Consider the following 16,624-nt stretch of genomic DNA (forward strand, 5'->3'; position numbering starts at 1 on the left):
GTCCGATCAGGTGGCCGTGCCGCCGGCATCGCCTGAATAGAGCGCGATATAGCGCCCGGCGACCGCGCCCTCTGAGAATTGCTCGAGCAAGGCCGGGTCGGCGGACCGCCGTGCGCGCCATGCGACCGGATCGGCCAGCGCACGACGGATCTGCGTGGCCAGCGCCTCCGGATCGTCCTTGGCGTACATCTCGGCGAGCGGCGCCATCGGGCCGATCTCGGGCGTGCCGCCGGCGTCCGAATACAGCGTCGGCGTACCGCGCGCGAGGCTCTCGATCATCGTGCGCGGCAGCGGTTCGGGCCAAGTCGAACCAATGATCAGCACGTCGATGCTGTCATAGAAGGCGTCGGCCTTGACGAACCCCATCCAGTCGATCCGCGGATCGGGATAGCGTGCCTTGAGCCCCTCGATATAGTCGGTCTGGCCGCCGCCCGCGATCCGCAGTCGCCAGTCGCCCTCGACGCCGGTGATCGCGGTCAGCACGACCTCGATGCCCTTCTCAGGTTCGACCCGGCCGATCACGCCGAACACCAGTCCGGGGGCATCCTCGCGTCCTGGCCGTTCCGGGCTCGACACCACCGAGGTGACGTCGGCGATGTTGAAGATCACCCGGCTCGGCGTATCGCGGAAGAAGCCGTGGCGCTCGTGCGTTTCGATCACGTAGCGGCTGTTCGAGGCGACGGCGTCGACCAGCGGCGTATTGTGCTTCTTGCGGTCGGTCAGCAGACGGCAATCGCCGCACCGCTCGACGCAATCCTTGCGGTCGCGGTACAGCGCCGCGCGCGCGCACATCAGGCTGTAGTCGCGCAGCGTATGGACGATCCGGATGTCGTTCGCGCGCGCCCAGTGCCAGATCTCGGTCGAGAAGCCCTGCAGATTGTTGGTGTGCAGGACGTCGGGCTTGATGCGCTTGGCGAGCGCGATCAGGTCGCGAGTCGCGCGGCGATTGCGCCGGTCGCGCAGATGCCACAGCAGCCGCGCCGGCTTCGACGGGCGATGATCGGGGCGGAACGGCCAATAGAGGTTGCGCAGCGGCAAGCGGTGGACCGTCACCAGCCCGTCCTGCTCCTCGAGGGTCGCGTTGCCGTCGTGCAGCGATGCGACGTGAACGTCGTGCCCCCGCGCCGCCACGGCTCGGCCGAGCAGCGCGACCGAACGCTCCGCTCCGCCGACGGAGGACGGGGGGTACAACGTATTTACGATCAGAATGCGCATGCTACCCTTCGGATCGTTCCATGCGGCCACGCCGCCATGCATACAGCAATGATGCCGCTGATTGAAATTGCCTGCGGACCGTTGCCGTCCCGGTCGATCGTCGCCGAATTCGCACCATGATCCACCGAGAATGACACGCCATCGATGTTCACTTCGCACGTGCGGTATCGCGTCGCTACCACTTCCTGCAACAACGAAGTGCCCCGACACGGCGAAAAACGGCCACCGCTTGCTCGATTCTTACAAAAAACGGTACAAGTTCATCGGCATGGCCTTGCGGGGCTCGGTGATTGCCGCAATGCATCAAAATCTCCACCGCCTGGGAATGCTGGCGAGCAACAAGGGTATCGTCCGTTCATGACAACCGAGGGCAATGGCGGGGCAGCCGGTTTCCGGGCCGCGGTCCGGCGAGATCTGGCGCTGTTCGCGCATCATGAATCGACCCCCCTCACCCCGGCGTTCGCGGTGCGGATGGTGCTGTTGACGCAAGGATTCCAGTTCGTGCTGGCGCGACGGATCCAGGATGCGCTGGCGCGTATTCCGGTCGTCGGCCGGCCGCTGCGGCGCATCTGGTGGTGGTGGACCTGTCGCAAATTCGGGTCGGAGATCGCAATCGGCTGTACCGTGGCGGCCGGGCTCTATATTCCCCATCCGTACGGAATCGTCGTGGGCGTCTGCACGATCGAAGAGAATGTCGTTATTTTGCAGAATGTAACGATCGGCTCTAGACATTCGCACAGTCCAGGGCATGCCCGAATAGGACGCGGAGCCTATCTGTCGGCAGGCGCCGCGATCATCGGAGCGGTCACAATCGGAGAGGGAGCCATGATCGGCGCCAATGCAGTCGTGTTGCGCGACGTGCCCGACGGCGCGGTCGCGGTGGGCGTGCCGGCCCGGATCGTCGGCGCGTCATGACCCGTCACATCGTTGCGCCGCGGCCCCGCGAAGGGAGGACGCGATGCGCATTCTGAGCATCTCCGCATTCTATCCGCCCTATGTGATCGGCGGCGCGGAACTGTGCGCGCACAGCCTGACCTATTGGTTCGCGGCCAATGGTCACGAAGCCGCGGTGCTGACTGCGGCGCCAATGGTCGAGCATGAAAGCTGGGCCACGCCGCAGGACGGCTACACGCTGTACCGCGTCAACACACCGCACATCTATCCGGTGTTCAGGGCTAGCCAGGCGCCCGGCTGGAAAAAGCCGATCTGGCATGCCCAGGATCATTACGACCCGCGCAACGAGGCGATGTTCGAGAAGGTCATCGACGACTTCAAGCCGGACTTCATCCACATCCACTGGATTTCGGGCCTCGGCTATAATGGCCTGAAGGTCATTGGCCGCCACGACATCCCGACCGCGATCACGTTGCACGATCTCGCTTATGCCTGCCTGCGGACGACGATGTTCCGCGGCAGCGACGAATGCGTCGAGCAATGCACCAATTGTCGCCTGAGTTCGAAGGTGAAGATGGGCTTCCTGCGCGAGATCCCGCGGCTGGGCTTCATCTCGCCGTCGCAGTCCAACCTCGACACGATCTCGTCGCTGCTGCCGATCGAGGACTATCCGCGCTTCCACATCCTCAATCCGAACCACTACCCAGCCCCGCGCGTGACGCATGCGCCGGCCGGCAAGGTCAGGCTGTTGTTCGTCGGTCGGCTGGAGAAGACCAAGGGGATCAATTTCGTCCTCGAACTGCTCGACCAGCTATCGGCTACCTACGACTTCCATCTCACCGTGCTCGGCAAGGGGCCGGAGGATCACGCCTTGCGCGGGACCTATGGCGAGCGTCCGTGGCTGACGATGAAGGGCCATGTCCCGCAACAGATCGTCGCCGACATCATGGCCGAAAGCGACCTGCTGGTGGTGCCGTCGCTGTGGGCGGAAAACTCGCCGGGCGTCGTGTTCCAGGCGCTGGTCAACGCGTTGCCGGTCATGGGCAGCGACAAGGGTGGCCTGCCCGAACTGATCGAGCCCGGCGTCAACGGCATGCTGGTGCCCCCCGGCGACGCGGAGCAATGGCGCGCGGCGATCGTCGATGTGCTCGACCGCCCCGAACAGCTGCTCGTGCTACGCGAGCAGGCGGCAAAGCAGACCGAGCGCTATGACTATGACGGGCTGGCCAAGCAGATGATCGGCGCCTTCGAACAGATCGCAGCGAGCAAGCGCTAGCGTCGATCGAATTGCGGGGGGCCGCTCGGACTTGAGGGCCCCTCATAGCAGGCGGGCGTTGACTCCCAGGCGGCTGACGTTGGGCACGTCGATGACGACGGGCATCTCGCCGACCGTGACGCTGCGATCGGCAGAGACTGCGCCCGATGCCTGGCACAGCGTGCGGCTGGTATACGCGGCCGTGCCGCCGACCGTGACCCGCCCCTGACGGCCCGACACCGCACTCCACGCGACGATCGCCAGGCCGCGCGGCGTCGTCACCCTGATCACCGTCAGGCCGCCATCGACGGTCTGCACCGCCATCGCCTTGGCCTCGGCGATGAGCGCGCTGGCGTCGGCGAACGCGCATTGCGCGGCCTTGGCAGCATAATTGGCGTCGTAGAGCCCGAAATTATGCTGGATGTTGGTGGGGTCGGATCCTGAATCCTTGGTTTCGTAATACCAGCTGCCCGCCACCCAAGGCAGCGCGGCGGTGTGCAGCAGGAACTGCGGGACGTTGGTCGCCACCTTCGCGGTGCTCACCGAACAGGACGCGGTGCCCGAGGGCCAGCCCCATTCGGTCACGTAGACCGGCAGGTCGCGCCCGCCATTCGCGCTGGCGACCTTGTCATGCAGCGTACCCAGGCGGCCGATCGCCTCGGTCGCGGTGCGGTTCGCGGTGCTGGCGCAGTGATTGTAGATATGCGCCGACACGCCATCGGCCTGCGCGGCACCACCGCGCGCCAGTACGTCGAGCGTCCACTGCCACCCCGGATCGTCTCCAGCCGCGCCGACCAGCACCTTGGCACCAGGCGCCACCTGCTTGATCGCGCTGGTCGTACGCGCGGCGAGCGGCGCGTAATAGAGCGAGGCGCGATAGTCCGAGGCGTCGCCGGGACCGACCAGCACCGGCTTGTCGCGAACGGCGTTGCGGTTCCACTCGTTCCAGATCTCGTACAGCGCGTCGCGACCGCCCGTCGCCGCCACCGCATGCTGCGCATAGATCGTGAACGCAGCCTGCCCGACATCCCCGACCGGCGGCGAGGCACCGGGTATCCACGGATTGCCGTTGTTGAGGATATAAAGCGGGCGGGCGCTGCTCTTGCCGAGGAACGTCACCAGCGGCGTCGGCAGATGTGCACCATCGACGTCCCAGTCGGGAGCCAGCGCGTTCCAGAAGAGATCCTCGCGAAACGCACGGATGCCAGAGTCGGCGAAGCGTTGCGCAACGCTGTCGGGATCGTAGCCAGCCAGGGCCGCATAGGAGAAATGGGTCGCCGCACCGACGATATAGGGCGTGGTCCGGACGGGAAGATCGGCACCTGCAAAGACGATCGCGGTCGCCCCGGATTCGATCGGCAGCGCGCTGGCGTCGCCCGCGCTCGGAGTCGGCGCAGGAGTCGGCGTGGGGGTCGGCGCTGCTACGGGAACGGTCACGACCGCTTCGGTAGACGGATCGGAGCCACCGCCACACGACGCCAGCAACACACTCAGCAGCGGCACAAAACGGCGAGCCATATCTTTCCCTTTTTGATGGCTACGCGCTAATTCCCAAGATTTTAGATGCGGTTAATAGTCCGGACAGAATTAAACGTTTATGCGGCGGTGCAGCGTGACCTGAAAGGATGGTCACGACCGCATCGACCCGGGCGTCTTGACGTCGTGAATATGAGAAGGCACGCAGACTCCATGTTCGGTCGCCCCCCTGCTCGTCGGTCCATGCTGCGTTGCGGCAAAGAAAATGCCAGACTCCTGGGCAATGCCACGCTGTTCGGCGTCGTTGCGCAGACGCTTGGCGTGACGGTGCTCGCGATGCCGAATCCGGCGGTCGCGCAGACCGAACGCCTGGGCGTACCGTTGATCCCGATCCCGCTGTTGGGCACCTCCGGCGTCAACCAGCCGGGGCTGAGCGTGACGCCGACGGCGGAGGTCGCGTATGACGACAACATCTTCCGTACCAGCGACGATCGCGCGGCACCGGTCGACGACATCATCGTCACGCCCGCGCTCCGGGCATCGTATCAGCGTCAGCTTGGGCAGAACGATCTGCGCGTCGACGGCGACCTCGGGTATAGTTTCTATACGCAGAACACCGATCGCAGCCGGGTGCGCGCCGATATCAGGGGCAGCGGGACGATCCGGATCGCCGGCATTTGCCAGATCCAGCCCGACCTGCGCTTGACCCGCCAGCAGGCCGATTACGGCGACATCAACGGCCCGATCGACAATTTCCAGACCTTCTCGACCTTGGCGGTGAAGGCCAGCTGCCCGCGCGCGGTCGGCTTCTTTCCGCTCGCCGAACTGTCGCGCCGGACGACCCGCAACGACACGCTGTTCAACTTTGCCGACCAGACGCTCGTGTCGGCGGCCGGCGGCATCGGCTATGCGCGTCCCAGCCTGGGACAGGCGGCGCTCTTCTATCGCTATTCGCGCGCCGATCGCCCGACCATCGGCGTCGTCAACCGGATCGACGAGGCCGGCGTGACGTTCAACCGCGCGGTCGTCAGCCGCGTCGAGATGTCGGTCGATCTGCATTACCTGCAGGCGAGCAGCAAGGGCGCCAATGTCCGTCCGTATCGCGGTGCGGGCTGGGATATCGACCTGGTGTTCCGCCCTATCCCGCGGATCCTGTTCAAGGGCGAGGCCGGACGACGGATCGTCAACGACTCGCTCGTGCCGGCCGGGTTCACCGTGCAGACCGATTATGCGCTCAGCACCGAATGGCGGTTTGCCGAGCGGACGCTCCTGCGCGGTGGCGCAGTTCTCGGGCGGCGCCAGTTTCGTGGCGATCCCCTTGTAATCGCAGCACCTTTTTCGAGCGACCGCTTTTCAAGCCTGACTTTGGGCCTGACCCGTGCCATGGGCGAGCGGCTCAATCTGACTCTGGACGCGCAGCGCACGTCGCGCCGCACCAATACCGGACTCAACAACTATGATGCCGACCGCGTTGCGGCAGGCGTATCGTACAGGTTCTGATCTAATGACGAGGCACATCATGACAGGTAGCTGGCACTCCGTACGCCTGGCTGGCGCATTTGCGCTGTCGGCGGTTCTGCTCGCCCAGACTGTGCACGCCCAGACCGCCGAGCCCGCTCCGGCGCAGACGGCCCCCGGTTCGACCTCGCCCGGTGCGACCTCGCCGGGTGCCACCGGGACGGCGGCCAGTTCCTACGTTCTCGGCGCGAACGACGAGATCGCGGTGACCGTCTTCGGGCAGGAAGCGATGTCGTCGAAGACGCGTATCCGCGCCGACGGCACGATCACCGCACCGTATCTCGGCGTCGTCCAGGCGGCGGGCAAGACGACGGCGCAGCTCGGCACCGAATTGTCGCAGGCCTATGTGCGCGGCGGCTATCTCAGCAAGCCGTCGATCAACGTCGAGATCACGGCGTACAGCAGCAAGACGGCGACCGTGCTGGGTGCGGTCCCCAATTCGGGGCTCTACCCGATCGATCGCCCCTATACCGTCTCGGCGATGGTCGCGCGCGCCGGCGGACCGCGGATTGATGGTGCCAACGCGGTGATCCTGACCCCGGCCGGTGGCCAGCCACAGCGCATCTCGCTCGCCGACCTCAGCGGCGGCGCATCGCGGATGGTGCAGCCCGGCGACACGCTGTTCGTCCCGACCGCCGAGACGATCTACGTGTACGGCGAAGTGAACAAGGGCGGTGCGTTCCCGGTCCAGCCGGGCATGACGTTCCGTCAGGCACTGGCGCTCGCAGGGGGCCCGACGCTGGCCGGCTCGGTCAAGCGGATCGAAGTGCGGCGCGGCGGGCAGAAGCTCGACAAGCCGGACCTCGACATGCCGGTCCAGCCCGAAGATGTGCTGGTCATCAAGGAAAAGTGGTTCTGATCGCGATGACCTTTTTCGCCATCACTTCGATCGCCACACCCTCGATCGCCATCACCTCGCTCGGGGCGGCGCCGTTCAACTCGACAGCGCGGAAAGGCCACCCGTGAGTTTCTTCGCACGCCTCGGCAACTGGCTGTCGGGCCTGCTCGATCCCGAGCCGCCCCTATCCAGCCTGCCCGACCTTCGCGCGGCTCCCGGCAACGCGGCCTCCGTGCCCGCGCATTCGGGGCCGATCGCGGCGATCCCTGCGCGCCCCGCCCCCGCCGTCTCGCCATCGCGGTCGCTCAGTTCGGGGCGGACGCGGATTCACAGCGCGTTCGACGCCGGCATGCCGGTCGAGAACCGCGCCGGTCTGGCCGGGCGCGCGCGCGAGCTGGATCGGCTGGTCGAGGCGGTGCTCGAACATGGCAAGCATGGTATCGTGTTCGGCGCGCGCGGCTCGGGCAAGACGTCGCTGGCACGCGTGTTCGGCGACATGGCGGACGAGGCCGGCGCGACCGTGCTCTACAATCTGGCCGGCGGCGATATCGACTTTTCCGAGCTTTGCCGTCCCTATCTCGTCGAACTTCTGTCGATCCCCGGCGAAGGCATTCGGCGCGTCGACGTCCAGCCTTTGCTGACCGCGCCGTTCGACGCGCGCCAGATGGCGACCATTCTCGCGGAGAAGGTGCGTCGCCCGACGATCTTCGTGCTCGACGAGTTCGATCGGATCGAAACGCACGCGACCAAAACCGAGATGGCGGCGCTGATGAAGCTGCTGTCGGACATGCGGTCGCCGGTCCGGATCGTCGCGGTCGGCATCGCTGCCAATCTCGAGGACCTGATCGAGGGACATCCCTCGCTGCGTCGGCATATCGTGTCGGTGCCGATCGGCGGGATCGAGACCGAACAGCTCAAGGCGCTGCTGGTCCGTTGCTGTGACGCCGCGGGGCTGACGATCGACGACGATGCAGCTATGAAGATCGCCCGCTCGGCGGTCGGATCGCCGTATCACCTGCGTCTGTTCGGCGCGAACTGCGCGATTGCGGCGAGCCGCGCGGGTCGCGACCATATCGACGACACGCTGGTCCAGCAGGGTCTGCTCGATGCGTATAGCGAATGGGGTGCGCTCAGCCCGCGCGCCGCGGCGCTGGTCGTCGATCTCCAGCGCCTGCCAAAGCCGACGGCAATGGCGATCGCGGTGATCTGCCTTGCCGCGGCGATGCGGACGCGGATCGAGCGGGACGAGGTGACGCTGGTGCTCAACGAGGACGGTCATGACGACGCGACCATCGCCGCGGCGTTCGCGGCGCTGAGCCCTATCCTCCATGCCAGCGCGATCGAGGGCAGCTATTATTTCGACGATACGCTGGCGCCGCAATTCTATCTGCTTGTCTATAATCGCAGGATCGACCCCGCCCGGATCAAGCCGGCCGGGTTCGACGATTTGCGTAATATCTTGGAACGAGGAGTGCGTGACCAGTGATCAGTTTCGCTGATTTGATAAGCGCGATCCGTCATCGGATCCGTCTTGTCCTGCTGGTTGGCGGGGTGGTGTTTCTCGCCATCGCCGCACTCGGCTTCACCCGCCCCCGCGCCTATACCGCGACGTCGTCGATCCTGGTCGATCTGACCGAGCGCGATCCCGTCAGCGCCAACAGCGCCAACGGCTCGGACAACAGCTCGGTACTCGAATCGGTGATCGGCACACAGCAGGATATCATCCGCAGCGATGCCGTCCTGAGCGACGTCGTCCAACGCAGCCCGCAGTTCCAGAGCGCGGCGCTGGGCGATACCCCGACCGAGCGCAACCAGAACGGCCTCACGATGCTGCGCCGCGATCTCGCGATCAGCAGCGAGAAGGGCAGCAACGTCATCCGGCTGAGCCTGACCGCCAAGTCGCCCGAGGCGGCGGCGAAGACGCTGAACCTGATCGTCGACACGTTCCTGACCAAGCAGGTGACGCTGCGCAGCGGCAACGCGCGCGGCAACGCCAAATGGTACGACGCACGAACCCGTGACGTCCGCGATCGTCTGGAGGCCGCGCAGTCGCGATTGTCCGACTTTCAGCGCCAGCACGGCATCGTCGGCATGAACCGGATGGACGTCGAGGCCGACCGCGTCCGCAACCTGTCGACCGAACTCGTCGCGGCACAGGCCGCCGCCGCGGTCGCGCAGTCCAAATCGGGCTCGACCGCACAGCCCGAGGTCGCCCAGTCGACGATCGTCCAGGACCTTCAGCGCGAGAGCGGTCTTCAGGCCGGCAAGGTTGCCGAACTGTCCAAGACGCTCGGGCCGAACCACCCGGACATGCTCGCCGCCAATGCGCAGCTGTCGGCTCTGCGTGGGCAGCTCGCCTCTGCGCGGTCGGTCCAGGCGCAGGCGTTGACCGCCGCCAGCTCGGCCGCGGGTCGCCGGGAATCGAGCATTCGTGCCGACCTCGCCGCGCAGCAGACCCGGATGCTCGCCCTGTCCGGCGTGCAGGATCAGTTGAACGTGTTGCAGCGCGACGTCGATGCCGCGCGGGCGACGTACGACACCGTGCGTCAGCGCTATAACGAGGCGACCCTGCAATCCGAGGTGTCGCAGGCCAATGCGAGCCGACTGGATCGTGCGGTACCGCCGACCCTGCCTTCGAAGCCGAACCTGATCCTGTGGATCATCGCGGCGATCGTGATGGGGGCAGGCGCGGGGCTGGCGGCTGCGATCGGTCAGGAAATGCTGGCGCCCCGGCTGCGTACGCCGTCGGGCACCGCGAGCGCGCTCGACCTCGACGTGATCGCCGACATGACCGACATCAAAAGCGGCACCACGGGCTGGCGAGCCCCCCGCAAGGAGGCAATGGCGTGAGGCTTCGTTCGACCACAGGTCCGGCAACGGCCGGTTTCGATCGCGATACGCACACCGGCCCGACCGATGTCGTCGCACCAGGCAGCGTCGATCCGCTGGTCGTGGCTGCCTATGCCAGCGACACGCCCTATGTCGTCGCAGCACGAGCGATCCGCAGCTCGATCCTCCAAAGCTATGCCGACAGCGATCGCGGATCACGCGCGTGCGCGCTGATCGGGATCGATTGCGACGAGGCATTGGCCGTATTGGCCGCCAACCTTGGCGTGGTGATGGCACAGGCCGGGTCGCAGACGGTGATCGTCGACGCGAACCGCGCGCATCCACGGATCGCCAGCCTGTTCCAGCTGGCCGATCATGCCGAGCATCAGGTGACCGCGATCCCGGGCCTGCTGGTCTCGGGGACCGGCGCGGATACCCCCGGCGGTAGCGAGCCGGTCGAGCAACGCTCGTTGATCGAGCAGCACGATGCGATCGCGACCTCGGCCAGCCAGCTGATCGCGGCCACCGTCGTCAACGCGACCAACGGCGCCACGAGCATCGCCGACGCGCTGATCGGCTTCGACACGGCCGTCATCGTTATCCGCAAGCATTTCACCAAGCGGAACGTCGTGCGCGGATTGATCGAAGTGCTCGACCAGCACGGCATCCCGATCACCGGCACCGTCCTGGTCTGATCGCATGGCCTCCCCGAGCCGAACGCGCGCTGACGACGGCCCACCGCGCGTACTGCACGTCTGCGACAGCATCATCGGCGGCACGGGAAGTTTTCTTGCCGAGTTGCTGACGCCGCAGGCCGAGCGTTATGGACCCGAGGTGCTGACGCTCTTGATGCCCGAACAGCACCGCGATCACATCGAACCGCGGTTGCTCGAAAGCGGTATCCGGTTCGAATATTTCGATCGGCCCAACCGACTGCTCGGCATGGCCAAGCTGTTCTTCGCCTATCGCCGCGTACGCCGCCAGATACGACCCGAGATCGTCCACGCCCACTCGTTCGGCGCTGGCGTGATTACGCGGCTCGGCCGCTTCGGACGCTGGCCTCGGATGATCTTCTGCCCCCATGGCTGGGCGTTCAGCATGCAGGTGTCGCCGCGCGCCAAACGGTTCATCATCGCCGTGGAACGCTATCTCGCGCGGAAAGCCGACCGTATCATCCTGATCTCGCCCCATGAATGCGACGTCGCACGCGGTGTGGGTTTGCCCGACGAGAAGCTCGTGGTGATCAACAATGCGATCAGCAAGACGCCCCCGCCAGTGGCTCCGGCGCGCTGGGACGACGATCGGATCAAGCTGCTGTTCGTGGGCCGGTTCGACCGGCAAAAGGGGCTCGACCTGCTGCTCGAAGCGATTGCAGGGCTAGGCGATCGTTATGCACTGCGCGTCGTCGGCCAACCCGTCGTCGCGCCGCAGATCGGCCAGATCACGCCGAATTTTGTCGAATATGTTGGATGGCGTGACCGTAACGGCGTGGTTTCGGAGATGATGGCGGCAGATGCGATCATCGTCCCCTCGCGCTGGGAAGGCTTCGGTCTCGTCGCGATCGAAGCGATGCGCGTCCGCCGAGCCGTGATCGCGTCGGACGCCGGGGGGTTGAACGATACGCTGGATGCCGGGCGCTTCGGCCTGACGTTTCCCTCGAACAACGTAGACGCCCTGCGGCACCTTCTCGAAACGCTGGATCCTGCAGGATTGGCGGAGTGGGGGGAGCGGGGTCACGCACGATTCATCGAGAAATACACGAGCGAGACGATGGTCGAGGCGGTCGACGCGACCTATCGGGATCTGCTGGCTACGCGCTGACGGAGCCTGGGCGTAGCAGGCTAGAAAAATCGGCGAAATTCCGCTAGGGGCTCGCGCCATGCAGACCGCCGCGAACCTCATGCCTATTCCGGGGCACATCGATCCCGTGCCCGTTCCCCGCAGCTTCGTGCCGCGCAGCGACGGGCGGATCGACCTGCTCGGGCTGTCGCTCGCCGATCTGCGGATGGCGTTGGAGACGTCGCAGCTCGAGGAGAAGCAGGCCAAGCTGCGCGCGAAGCAGCTGTGGCACTGGATCTACAATCGCGGCGCGACCGAATTCTCGGCGATGACCGACATCTCGAAGACGATGCATCCGTGGCTCGAGCAGCGCTTCGTCATCAGCCGACCCAACGTGGTCGAGGCGCAGGTGTCGACCGACGGCACGCGGAAATGGCTGCTGCGGTCTGACGACGCGCAGGATTACGAGATGGTGTTCATCCCCGACGCGGATCGCGGCACCTTGTGCGTGTCGAGCCAGGTCGGCTGCACGCTCAACTGCACCTTCTGCCACACCGGCACGATGCGGCTTGTCCGCAACCTGACGCCGGCCGAGATCGTCGGCCAGGTGATGCTCGCGCGCGACTCGCTGGGCGAATGGCCGAGCCAGCCCGAGGGCCGCATGCTCACCAACATCGTGATGATGGGGATGGGCGAGCCGCTGTATAATTTCGAGAATGTCCGCGATGCGCTAAAACTCGTGATGGACGGGGCGGGCCTCGCGCTCAGCCGTCGGCGGATCACGTTGTCGACGAGCGGCGTGGTGCCGATGATGGCACGCGCGGGCGCGGAGATCGGCGTGAATTTGGCCGTGTCGCTGCACGCCGTGACCAAGGAAGTGCGCGACGAGATCGTCCCGCTCAACCGCAAGTACGGCATCGAAGAGCTCTTGCAGGCGTGCGCGGACTATCCGGGCACCAACAATGCGCGGCGGATCACGTTCGAATATGTGATGCTGAAGGACAAGAACGACTCGGACGACGATGCGCGCGAACTCGTGCGGTTGCTGCGGAAGTACGAGCTGCCGGCGAAGGTGAACCTCATTCCGTTCAACCCGTGGCCGGGCGCAGTATATGAGTGCTCGACGCCGGAGCGGATCAAGTCGTTCTCCAGCATCGTGTTCGGTGCGGGGATCTCGGCGCCGGTGCGGACGCCGCGCGGGCGTGACATCGATGCGGCGTGCGGCCAGTTGAAGACCGCGTCGGAGAAGAAGAGCCGCGCGCAACTCGATCGTGAGGCTGCTGTCGAGTCCGACGCTTTTGCTTGAGTGGAGTGCGGTCGCTCTGGCGGCAGGGGCGGGTGTTCTCGGCGGTGCGATGAATGCGTTGGCGGGCGGTGGCAGCTTCGCGACCATGCCGACGCTGATCGGGCTTGGCGTGCCCTCGACCTTCGCCAACGCGACCAGCAATGTCTCGCTCCAGCCGGGCGCGATGGCGAGCGCGTGGGCGTATCGGCACGGGCTCCAGCGGATCTCCGGCGTCAGCATGAAGACGATGGCGGGGATCACCTTCGTCGGTGGACTCGTGGGCAGCCTCTTACTGGTGGCCACGTCGGCGCGCGCGTTCGACCTGATCGTGCCGTGGCTGTTGCTGTTCGCGACGCTGGCGATCGCGTTCGGGACGCGTGCGTCGCTGTGGCTACGGTCGCGGGTCGAGATCGGGCCGAAGTCGCTGGTCGCGGTGCAGGCGCTGCTGGGGATCTATGGCGGGTATTTCGGTGGCGGCGTCGGGCTGATGCTGACCGCCGCGTGGGGGCTGCTGTCGGGCGCGACACCCGCGACGCTCGCGCCACCGCGGACGCTGATGCTGGCGGTTGCCAACCTTGCCGCGACGATCATCTTCATCGCGACCGGCATGGTGGTGTGGGCGCTGTGCGTCCCGATGCTGATCGGGGGAATCGTCGGCGGGCATTATGGCGCGAAACTGGGGTTGTTGCTGTCGCCGCAGGTGATCCGCGTGTGGACGCTGTTGGTGACGATCGCGACGACGATCGTGTTCTTCTGGCGGGCGTATTCCTGAGTTTGGTGGCCGCGTGGGGGGGGGTGTTTGGGTGTTGAAGGGTGATGGCTCGAGCTGGCCTACCCACCCCCAGCCCCTCCCTTCCAGGGAGGGGGGCTTGGAAGATCTTTGGTGGCGGAGATAATCGCCTCTGATTTATCGAGACGACAGGGCGAGCGGCGCACTCGACGACCTCGAGCCCCCTGCCCTTCCGATACGAAAAAGGCCGGTACCGCGGGATGCGGTACCGGCCTTTTTGGTGTTCGCCCGGAAATGGATCGGCGGTCATACCGATCGAACATGTAAAGCTTGTTTCCCCGCGAAGGCGGGGACCCAGACTGGACTCCCGCCTTCGCGGGAGAACAAAGCAGCAGCACCGGCCGGGGGTTCTCCAGTGCGTCCATGTCGGCGAGGTATACCCGCCGGATCAATCCGGGGCGGTCGAGATCAGCCGGCCTGAACCTCGTCGGGCACCGCGCGAACGCGGCGGCGGCGGGGCTTTTCCTCGGTGGGGGCGTCGGCTGGGGGGGCCACTTCGGCTGCCGGGGTTGGGGCCGGAGCCGGCGCTGGTGCGACGGTGGCCGAGATGCCGAGCGAGGGCGGCAGGCGGTCCGCGTCGAACGCGGTCGGCGTGCCCTCGTCCTGCCCACGCTGGTCCTGCGCACCCTGGTCCTGAGCTGCGGAGGCGTCGAGGCTGCGATCGCGGCGCGGGCGACCGCGACGGCGGGGCTGCTCCTCGGTTGCCGCGACTGGCGCCGTGGTTTCGGCGGTTTCGGTCGGCTGGGCGGTCTCGGTCGCCGAACGCAGCGTGTCGGTTTCCGAATCCTGGTTGGCGTTGGCCATCGGCGCGCTCACGCGTGGCGTGCGACGGGTCGTCTCACGCTGCGGCGCATCGCGGTAGTCGCTGCGCGGCTCGCGGACCTGTTCCTCGCGGGACTGGTTCTCACGGGCCTGGGCCTCGCGAGCCTGACCCTGCTCTTCGCCGCTACGCTCGTCGCGCTGCTGCGTATCGCGGGGGGCGTTGCGCTGGTTGCGCTGGCTGTCGCCACGGACGCGGTCCTCGCGCTGGCCTTCGCTGCGCTGAGCATCGTTGCGGGGGCCGTCGTTGCGCTGACCGTCGTTGCGCTGACCTTCGTAGCGGTTGTTCTCGTACCGCGGGCGATCTTCGCGCTGAGGGCGGTCCTCGCGATTCTGATTGTCGCGGTTCTGACGGGGCGCATTCGAGTATTGACCGCTCTGCTGGCCGCCATTCTGCTGCTCGCCACGGTTCTGCTCGGCCCGGTTCTGCTCGGCCCGGTTCTGCTCAGCCGAAGCCTGACCACCCTGCTGCTCGCCCGAGCGGATCGGTTCGCCCTCGTCGCCGTAATCGTCGTCGCCATCGAGATCGAAGGGCTGCTGGCGACGCGGCTGCTGCTGCGCCTGCGGCTGGCTCTCTTCGAAGCGGGCGCGGGTTTCGCTCAGGACGCGAAAATAATGGTCCGCGAACTGGAGGTAATATTCGATGTTGACGCGGTCGCCCTGCATCTGCGCGTCGCGCGCAAGGTTCTTGTACTTCTCGTACAGCTGGCTCGCGTTGCCGCGCGCGCGGCTGTCGATGCGGTTGCCGGTGTCGCGACCGTTCTGACCGCCGCCGCCACCCTGGCGTTGACCGCCACCGCCACCACCGCCGCCATTATTATTGTTGCCACGACCGCGACGGCGGCCGGCTTGCCGGTTGTTGATCAAGCTTGTGTCCTCAGTCGTCGAACCAAAATCTGGTCGTGCTCCGAAATGCGGTGCAAACCCCCCGCCGCGCAGCGATGATCCGTTCGAGATCGCTGGTCGGACTTCCCAGGGTCGCCGGACTGCAGCGACTTCAAGGCGAAGGATGCGGGTCAACGCTCAAACCGACCATGATGTCGAGAGTGCGTGCCCCTGCCCGCGTGATAGCGGCCCCGACGGGCCTACTACAAGCGAAATGTACGTATTCGCGCCATATTCTTCAAGTCGCGGCTTTGGTCGCGACGAGCGCGCGGGGGTTGCCGCCATAGTCGTGGTGGAGCGCGACGCGCAGACCTTGCGCCTCGAGCAGCGCCGTGACGGGCGGGCCTTGGGTCGATCCGATCTCGATCACCGCTGCGCCACCGGGGGCGATCAGCGCGGGGAGTTGTGCGGCGAGGATGCGGTAGTCGTCGAGCCCGTCGCGGCCGGCGAACAGTGCGGCGTGCGGTTCGTGATCATGGACTTCGCGCGGGAGCGTCTCGTCGGTGGCGATGTAGGGCGGATTGGCGAGGATCAGGTCGAACTGGCCGACGATGCCGCTCGCCCAGCTGCCGCGGACGAAATGAGTGCGATCGGTCATGCCGAGGGTTGCGGCGTTGGTGCGGGCGTAGGCGAGCGCTCGGGGGGAATAGTCTACGCCGATGCCGTGCGCGGGCCATTCGTCGAGGGCGGCGAGGAGCAGCGTGCCGGGGCCGGTGCCGAGGTCGAGCACGGTCGCGGGGGCGCGGCCGGCGAAGTGCGCTTGCGCGGCGATCAGGAGCGTCTCGCTGTCGGCGCGGGGGACGAGCGCGCCGGGACCGATCGCGAGGTCGATCGACCAGAAACCGCGGGTGCCGGTGATGTAGGCGATCGGCTCGTGATCGAGGCGGCGTTCGACGAGGGGGGCGAAGGTGGCGGGGACGGTGTAGCGGTCGGGGTCGAGGAGGATGGCGTTACGGTCGACGCCGAGTGCGTGCGCCATCAGGAGTTCCGCGTCGAGGCGCGGAGTGGCGGAGAACGCGAACCGCGCGGCGGCGGCGGCGA

At 66.4% G+C, this 16,624-nt stretch carries 14 protein-coding genes; 10 read left to right on the forward strand and 4 right to left on the reverse strand.

Annotation, left to right across the window (positions count from 1 at the left end; translation table 11 throughout):
* Nucleotides 1-6: 6 nt before the first annotated feature.
* Nucleotides 7-1,215, reverse strand: a complete 1,209-nt coding sequence (locus H8S47_RS02115; protein ID WP_187502275.1) for a glycosyltransferase family 4 protein — start codon at nt 1,213-1,215, stop codon at nt 7-9.
* Nucleotides 1,216-1,359: 144 nt separating this feature from the next.
* On the opposite strand from H8S47_RS02115, the gene H8S47_RS19095 reads away from it, so the two are divergent.
* Both H8S47_RS19095 and H8S47_RS02125 read left to right on the forward strand, forming a co-directional pair.
* On the forward strand, nt 1,360-2,130 hold the full coding sequence (locus tag H8S47_RS19095; protein WP_328805400.1) for a serine O-acetyltransferase: 771 nt from the start codon (nt 1,360-1,362) through the stop codon (nt 2,128-2,130).
* Nucleotides 2,131-2,173: 43 nt separating this feature from the next.
* Complete coding sequence (locus H8S47_RS02125) at nt 2,174-3,385, forward strand: glycosyltransferase family 4 protein (RefSeq protein WP_187502276.1); 1,212 nt, start codon at nt 2,174-2,176, stop codon at nt 3,383-3,385.
* Between the two features lie 42 nt (nt 3,386-3,427).
* Here the strand turns inward: H8S47_RS02125 and H8S47_RS02130 are convergent, their stop codons facing one another.
* Nucleotides 3,428-4,882 (reverse strand): glycoside hydrolase family protein, encoded by a 1,455-nt coding sequence (locus tag H8S47_RS02130; RefSeq protein WP_187502277.1) that lies wholly within the window; start codon nt 4,880-4,882, stop codon nt 3,428-3,430.
* A 171-nt stretch (nt 4,883-5,053) separates the two neighbouring features.
* Between H8S47_RS02130 and H8S47_RS02135 the strand changes: the two genes are divergently transcribed.
* The 8 genes from H8S47_RS02135 (at nt 5,054) to H8S47_RS02170 (ending at nt 13,861) form a co-directional block, all read left to right on the forward strand.
* Complete coding sequence (locus H8S47_RS02135; RefSeq protein WP_187502278.1) at nt 5,054-6,340, forward strand: porin family protein; 1,287 nt, start codon at nt 5,054-5,056, stop codon at nt 6,338-6,340.
* 19 nt (nt 6,341-6,359) lie between these two features.
* On the forward strand, nt 6,360-7,217 hold the full coding sequence (locus H8S47_RS02140; RefSeq protein ID WP_187502279.1) for a polysaccharide biosynthesis/export family protein: 858 nt from the start codon (nt 6,360-6,362) through the stop codon (nt 7,215-7,217).
* Between the two features lie 103 nt (nt 7,218-7,320).
* Complete coding sequence (locus H8S47_RS02145; RefSeq protein WP_187502280.1) at nt 7,321-8,682, forward strand: ATP-binding protein; 1,362 nt, start codon at nt 7,321-7,323, stop codon at nt 8,680-8,682.
* On the forward strand, nt 8,679-10,046 hold the full coding sequence (locus H8S47_RS19100; protein WP_187502281.1) for a GNVR domain-containing protein: 1,368 nt from the start codon (nt 8,679-8,681) through the stop codon (nt 10,044-10,046). Before H8S47_RS02145 ends, H8S47_RS19100 begins: the two co-directional genes overlap by 4 nt.
* The gene (locus tag H8S47_RS02155; protein ID WP_187502282.1) at nt 10,043-10,720 is read left to right on the forward strand and encodes a P-loop NTPase family protein; all 678 of its coding nucleotides are present in this window, start codon (nt 10,043-10,045) and stop codon (nt 10,718-10,720) included. The genes H8S47_RS19100 and H8S47_RS02155 overlap by 4 nt, the downstream gene beginning before the upstream one ends.
* A 4-nt stretch (nt 10,721-10,724) precedes the next feature.
* On the forward strand, nt 10,725-11,846 hold the full coding sequence (locus H8S47_RS02160) for a glycosyltransferase (protein WP_187502283.1): 1,122 nt from the start codon (nt 10,725-10,727) through the stop codon (nt 11,844-11,846).
* 58 nt (nt 11,847-11,904) lie between these two features.
* Nucleotides 11,905-13,110, forward strand: coding sequence for a dual-specificity RNA methyltransferase RlmN (rlmN, locus tag H8S47_RS02165; protein ID WP_187502284.1), 1,206 nt, complete (start codon nt 11,905-11,907; stop codon nt 13,108-13,110).
* Nucleotides 13,103-13,861 carry a sulfite exporter TauE/SafE family protein gene (locus H8S47_RS02170; protein WP_187502285.1) on the forward strand — a complete coding sequence of 253 codons (759 nt, stop codon included), beginning with the start codon at nt 13,103-13,105 and terminating at the stop codon, nt 13,859-13,861. The genes rlmN and H8S47_RS02170 overlap by 8 nt, the downstream gene beginning before the upstream one ends.
* A gap of 426 nt (nt 13,862-14,287) precedes the next feature.
* On the opposite strand, the gene H8S47_RS02175 is transcribed toward H8S47_RS02170, so the two are convergent.
* Both H8S47_RS02175 and prmC read right to left on the reverse strand, forming a co-directional pair.
* Nucleotides 14,288-15,565 (reverse strand): DUF4167 domain-containing protein, encoded by a 1,278-nt coding sequence (locus tag H8S47_RS02175; RefSeq protein ID WP_187502286.1) that lies wholly within the window; start codon nt 15,563-15,565, stop codon nt 14,288-14,290.
* 256 nt (nt 15,566-15,821) lie between these two features.
* A partial coding sequence (gene prmC, locus H8S47_RS02180) for a peptide chain release factor N(5)-glutamine methyltransferase (protein WP_235982549.1) occupies nt 15,822-16,624 on the reverse strand: 803 nt, incomplete at its 5' end.

The organism is Sphingomonas albertensis (assembly GCF_014358075.1).
GTDB classification, from domain to species: domain Bacteria; phylum Pseudomonadota; class Alphaproteobacteria; order Sphingomonadales; family Sphingomonadaceae; genus Sphingomonas; species Sphingomonas albertensis.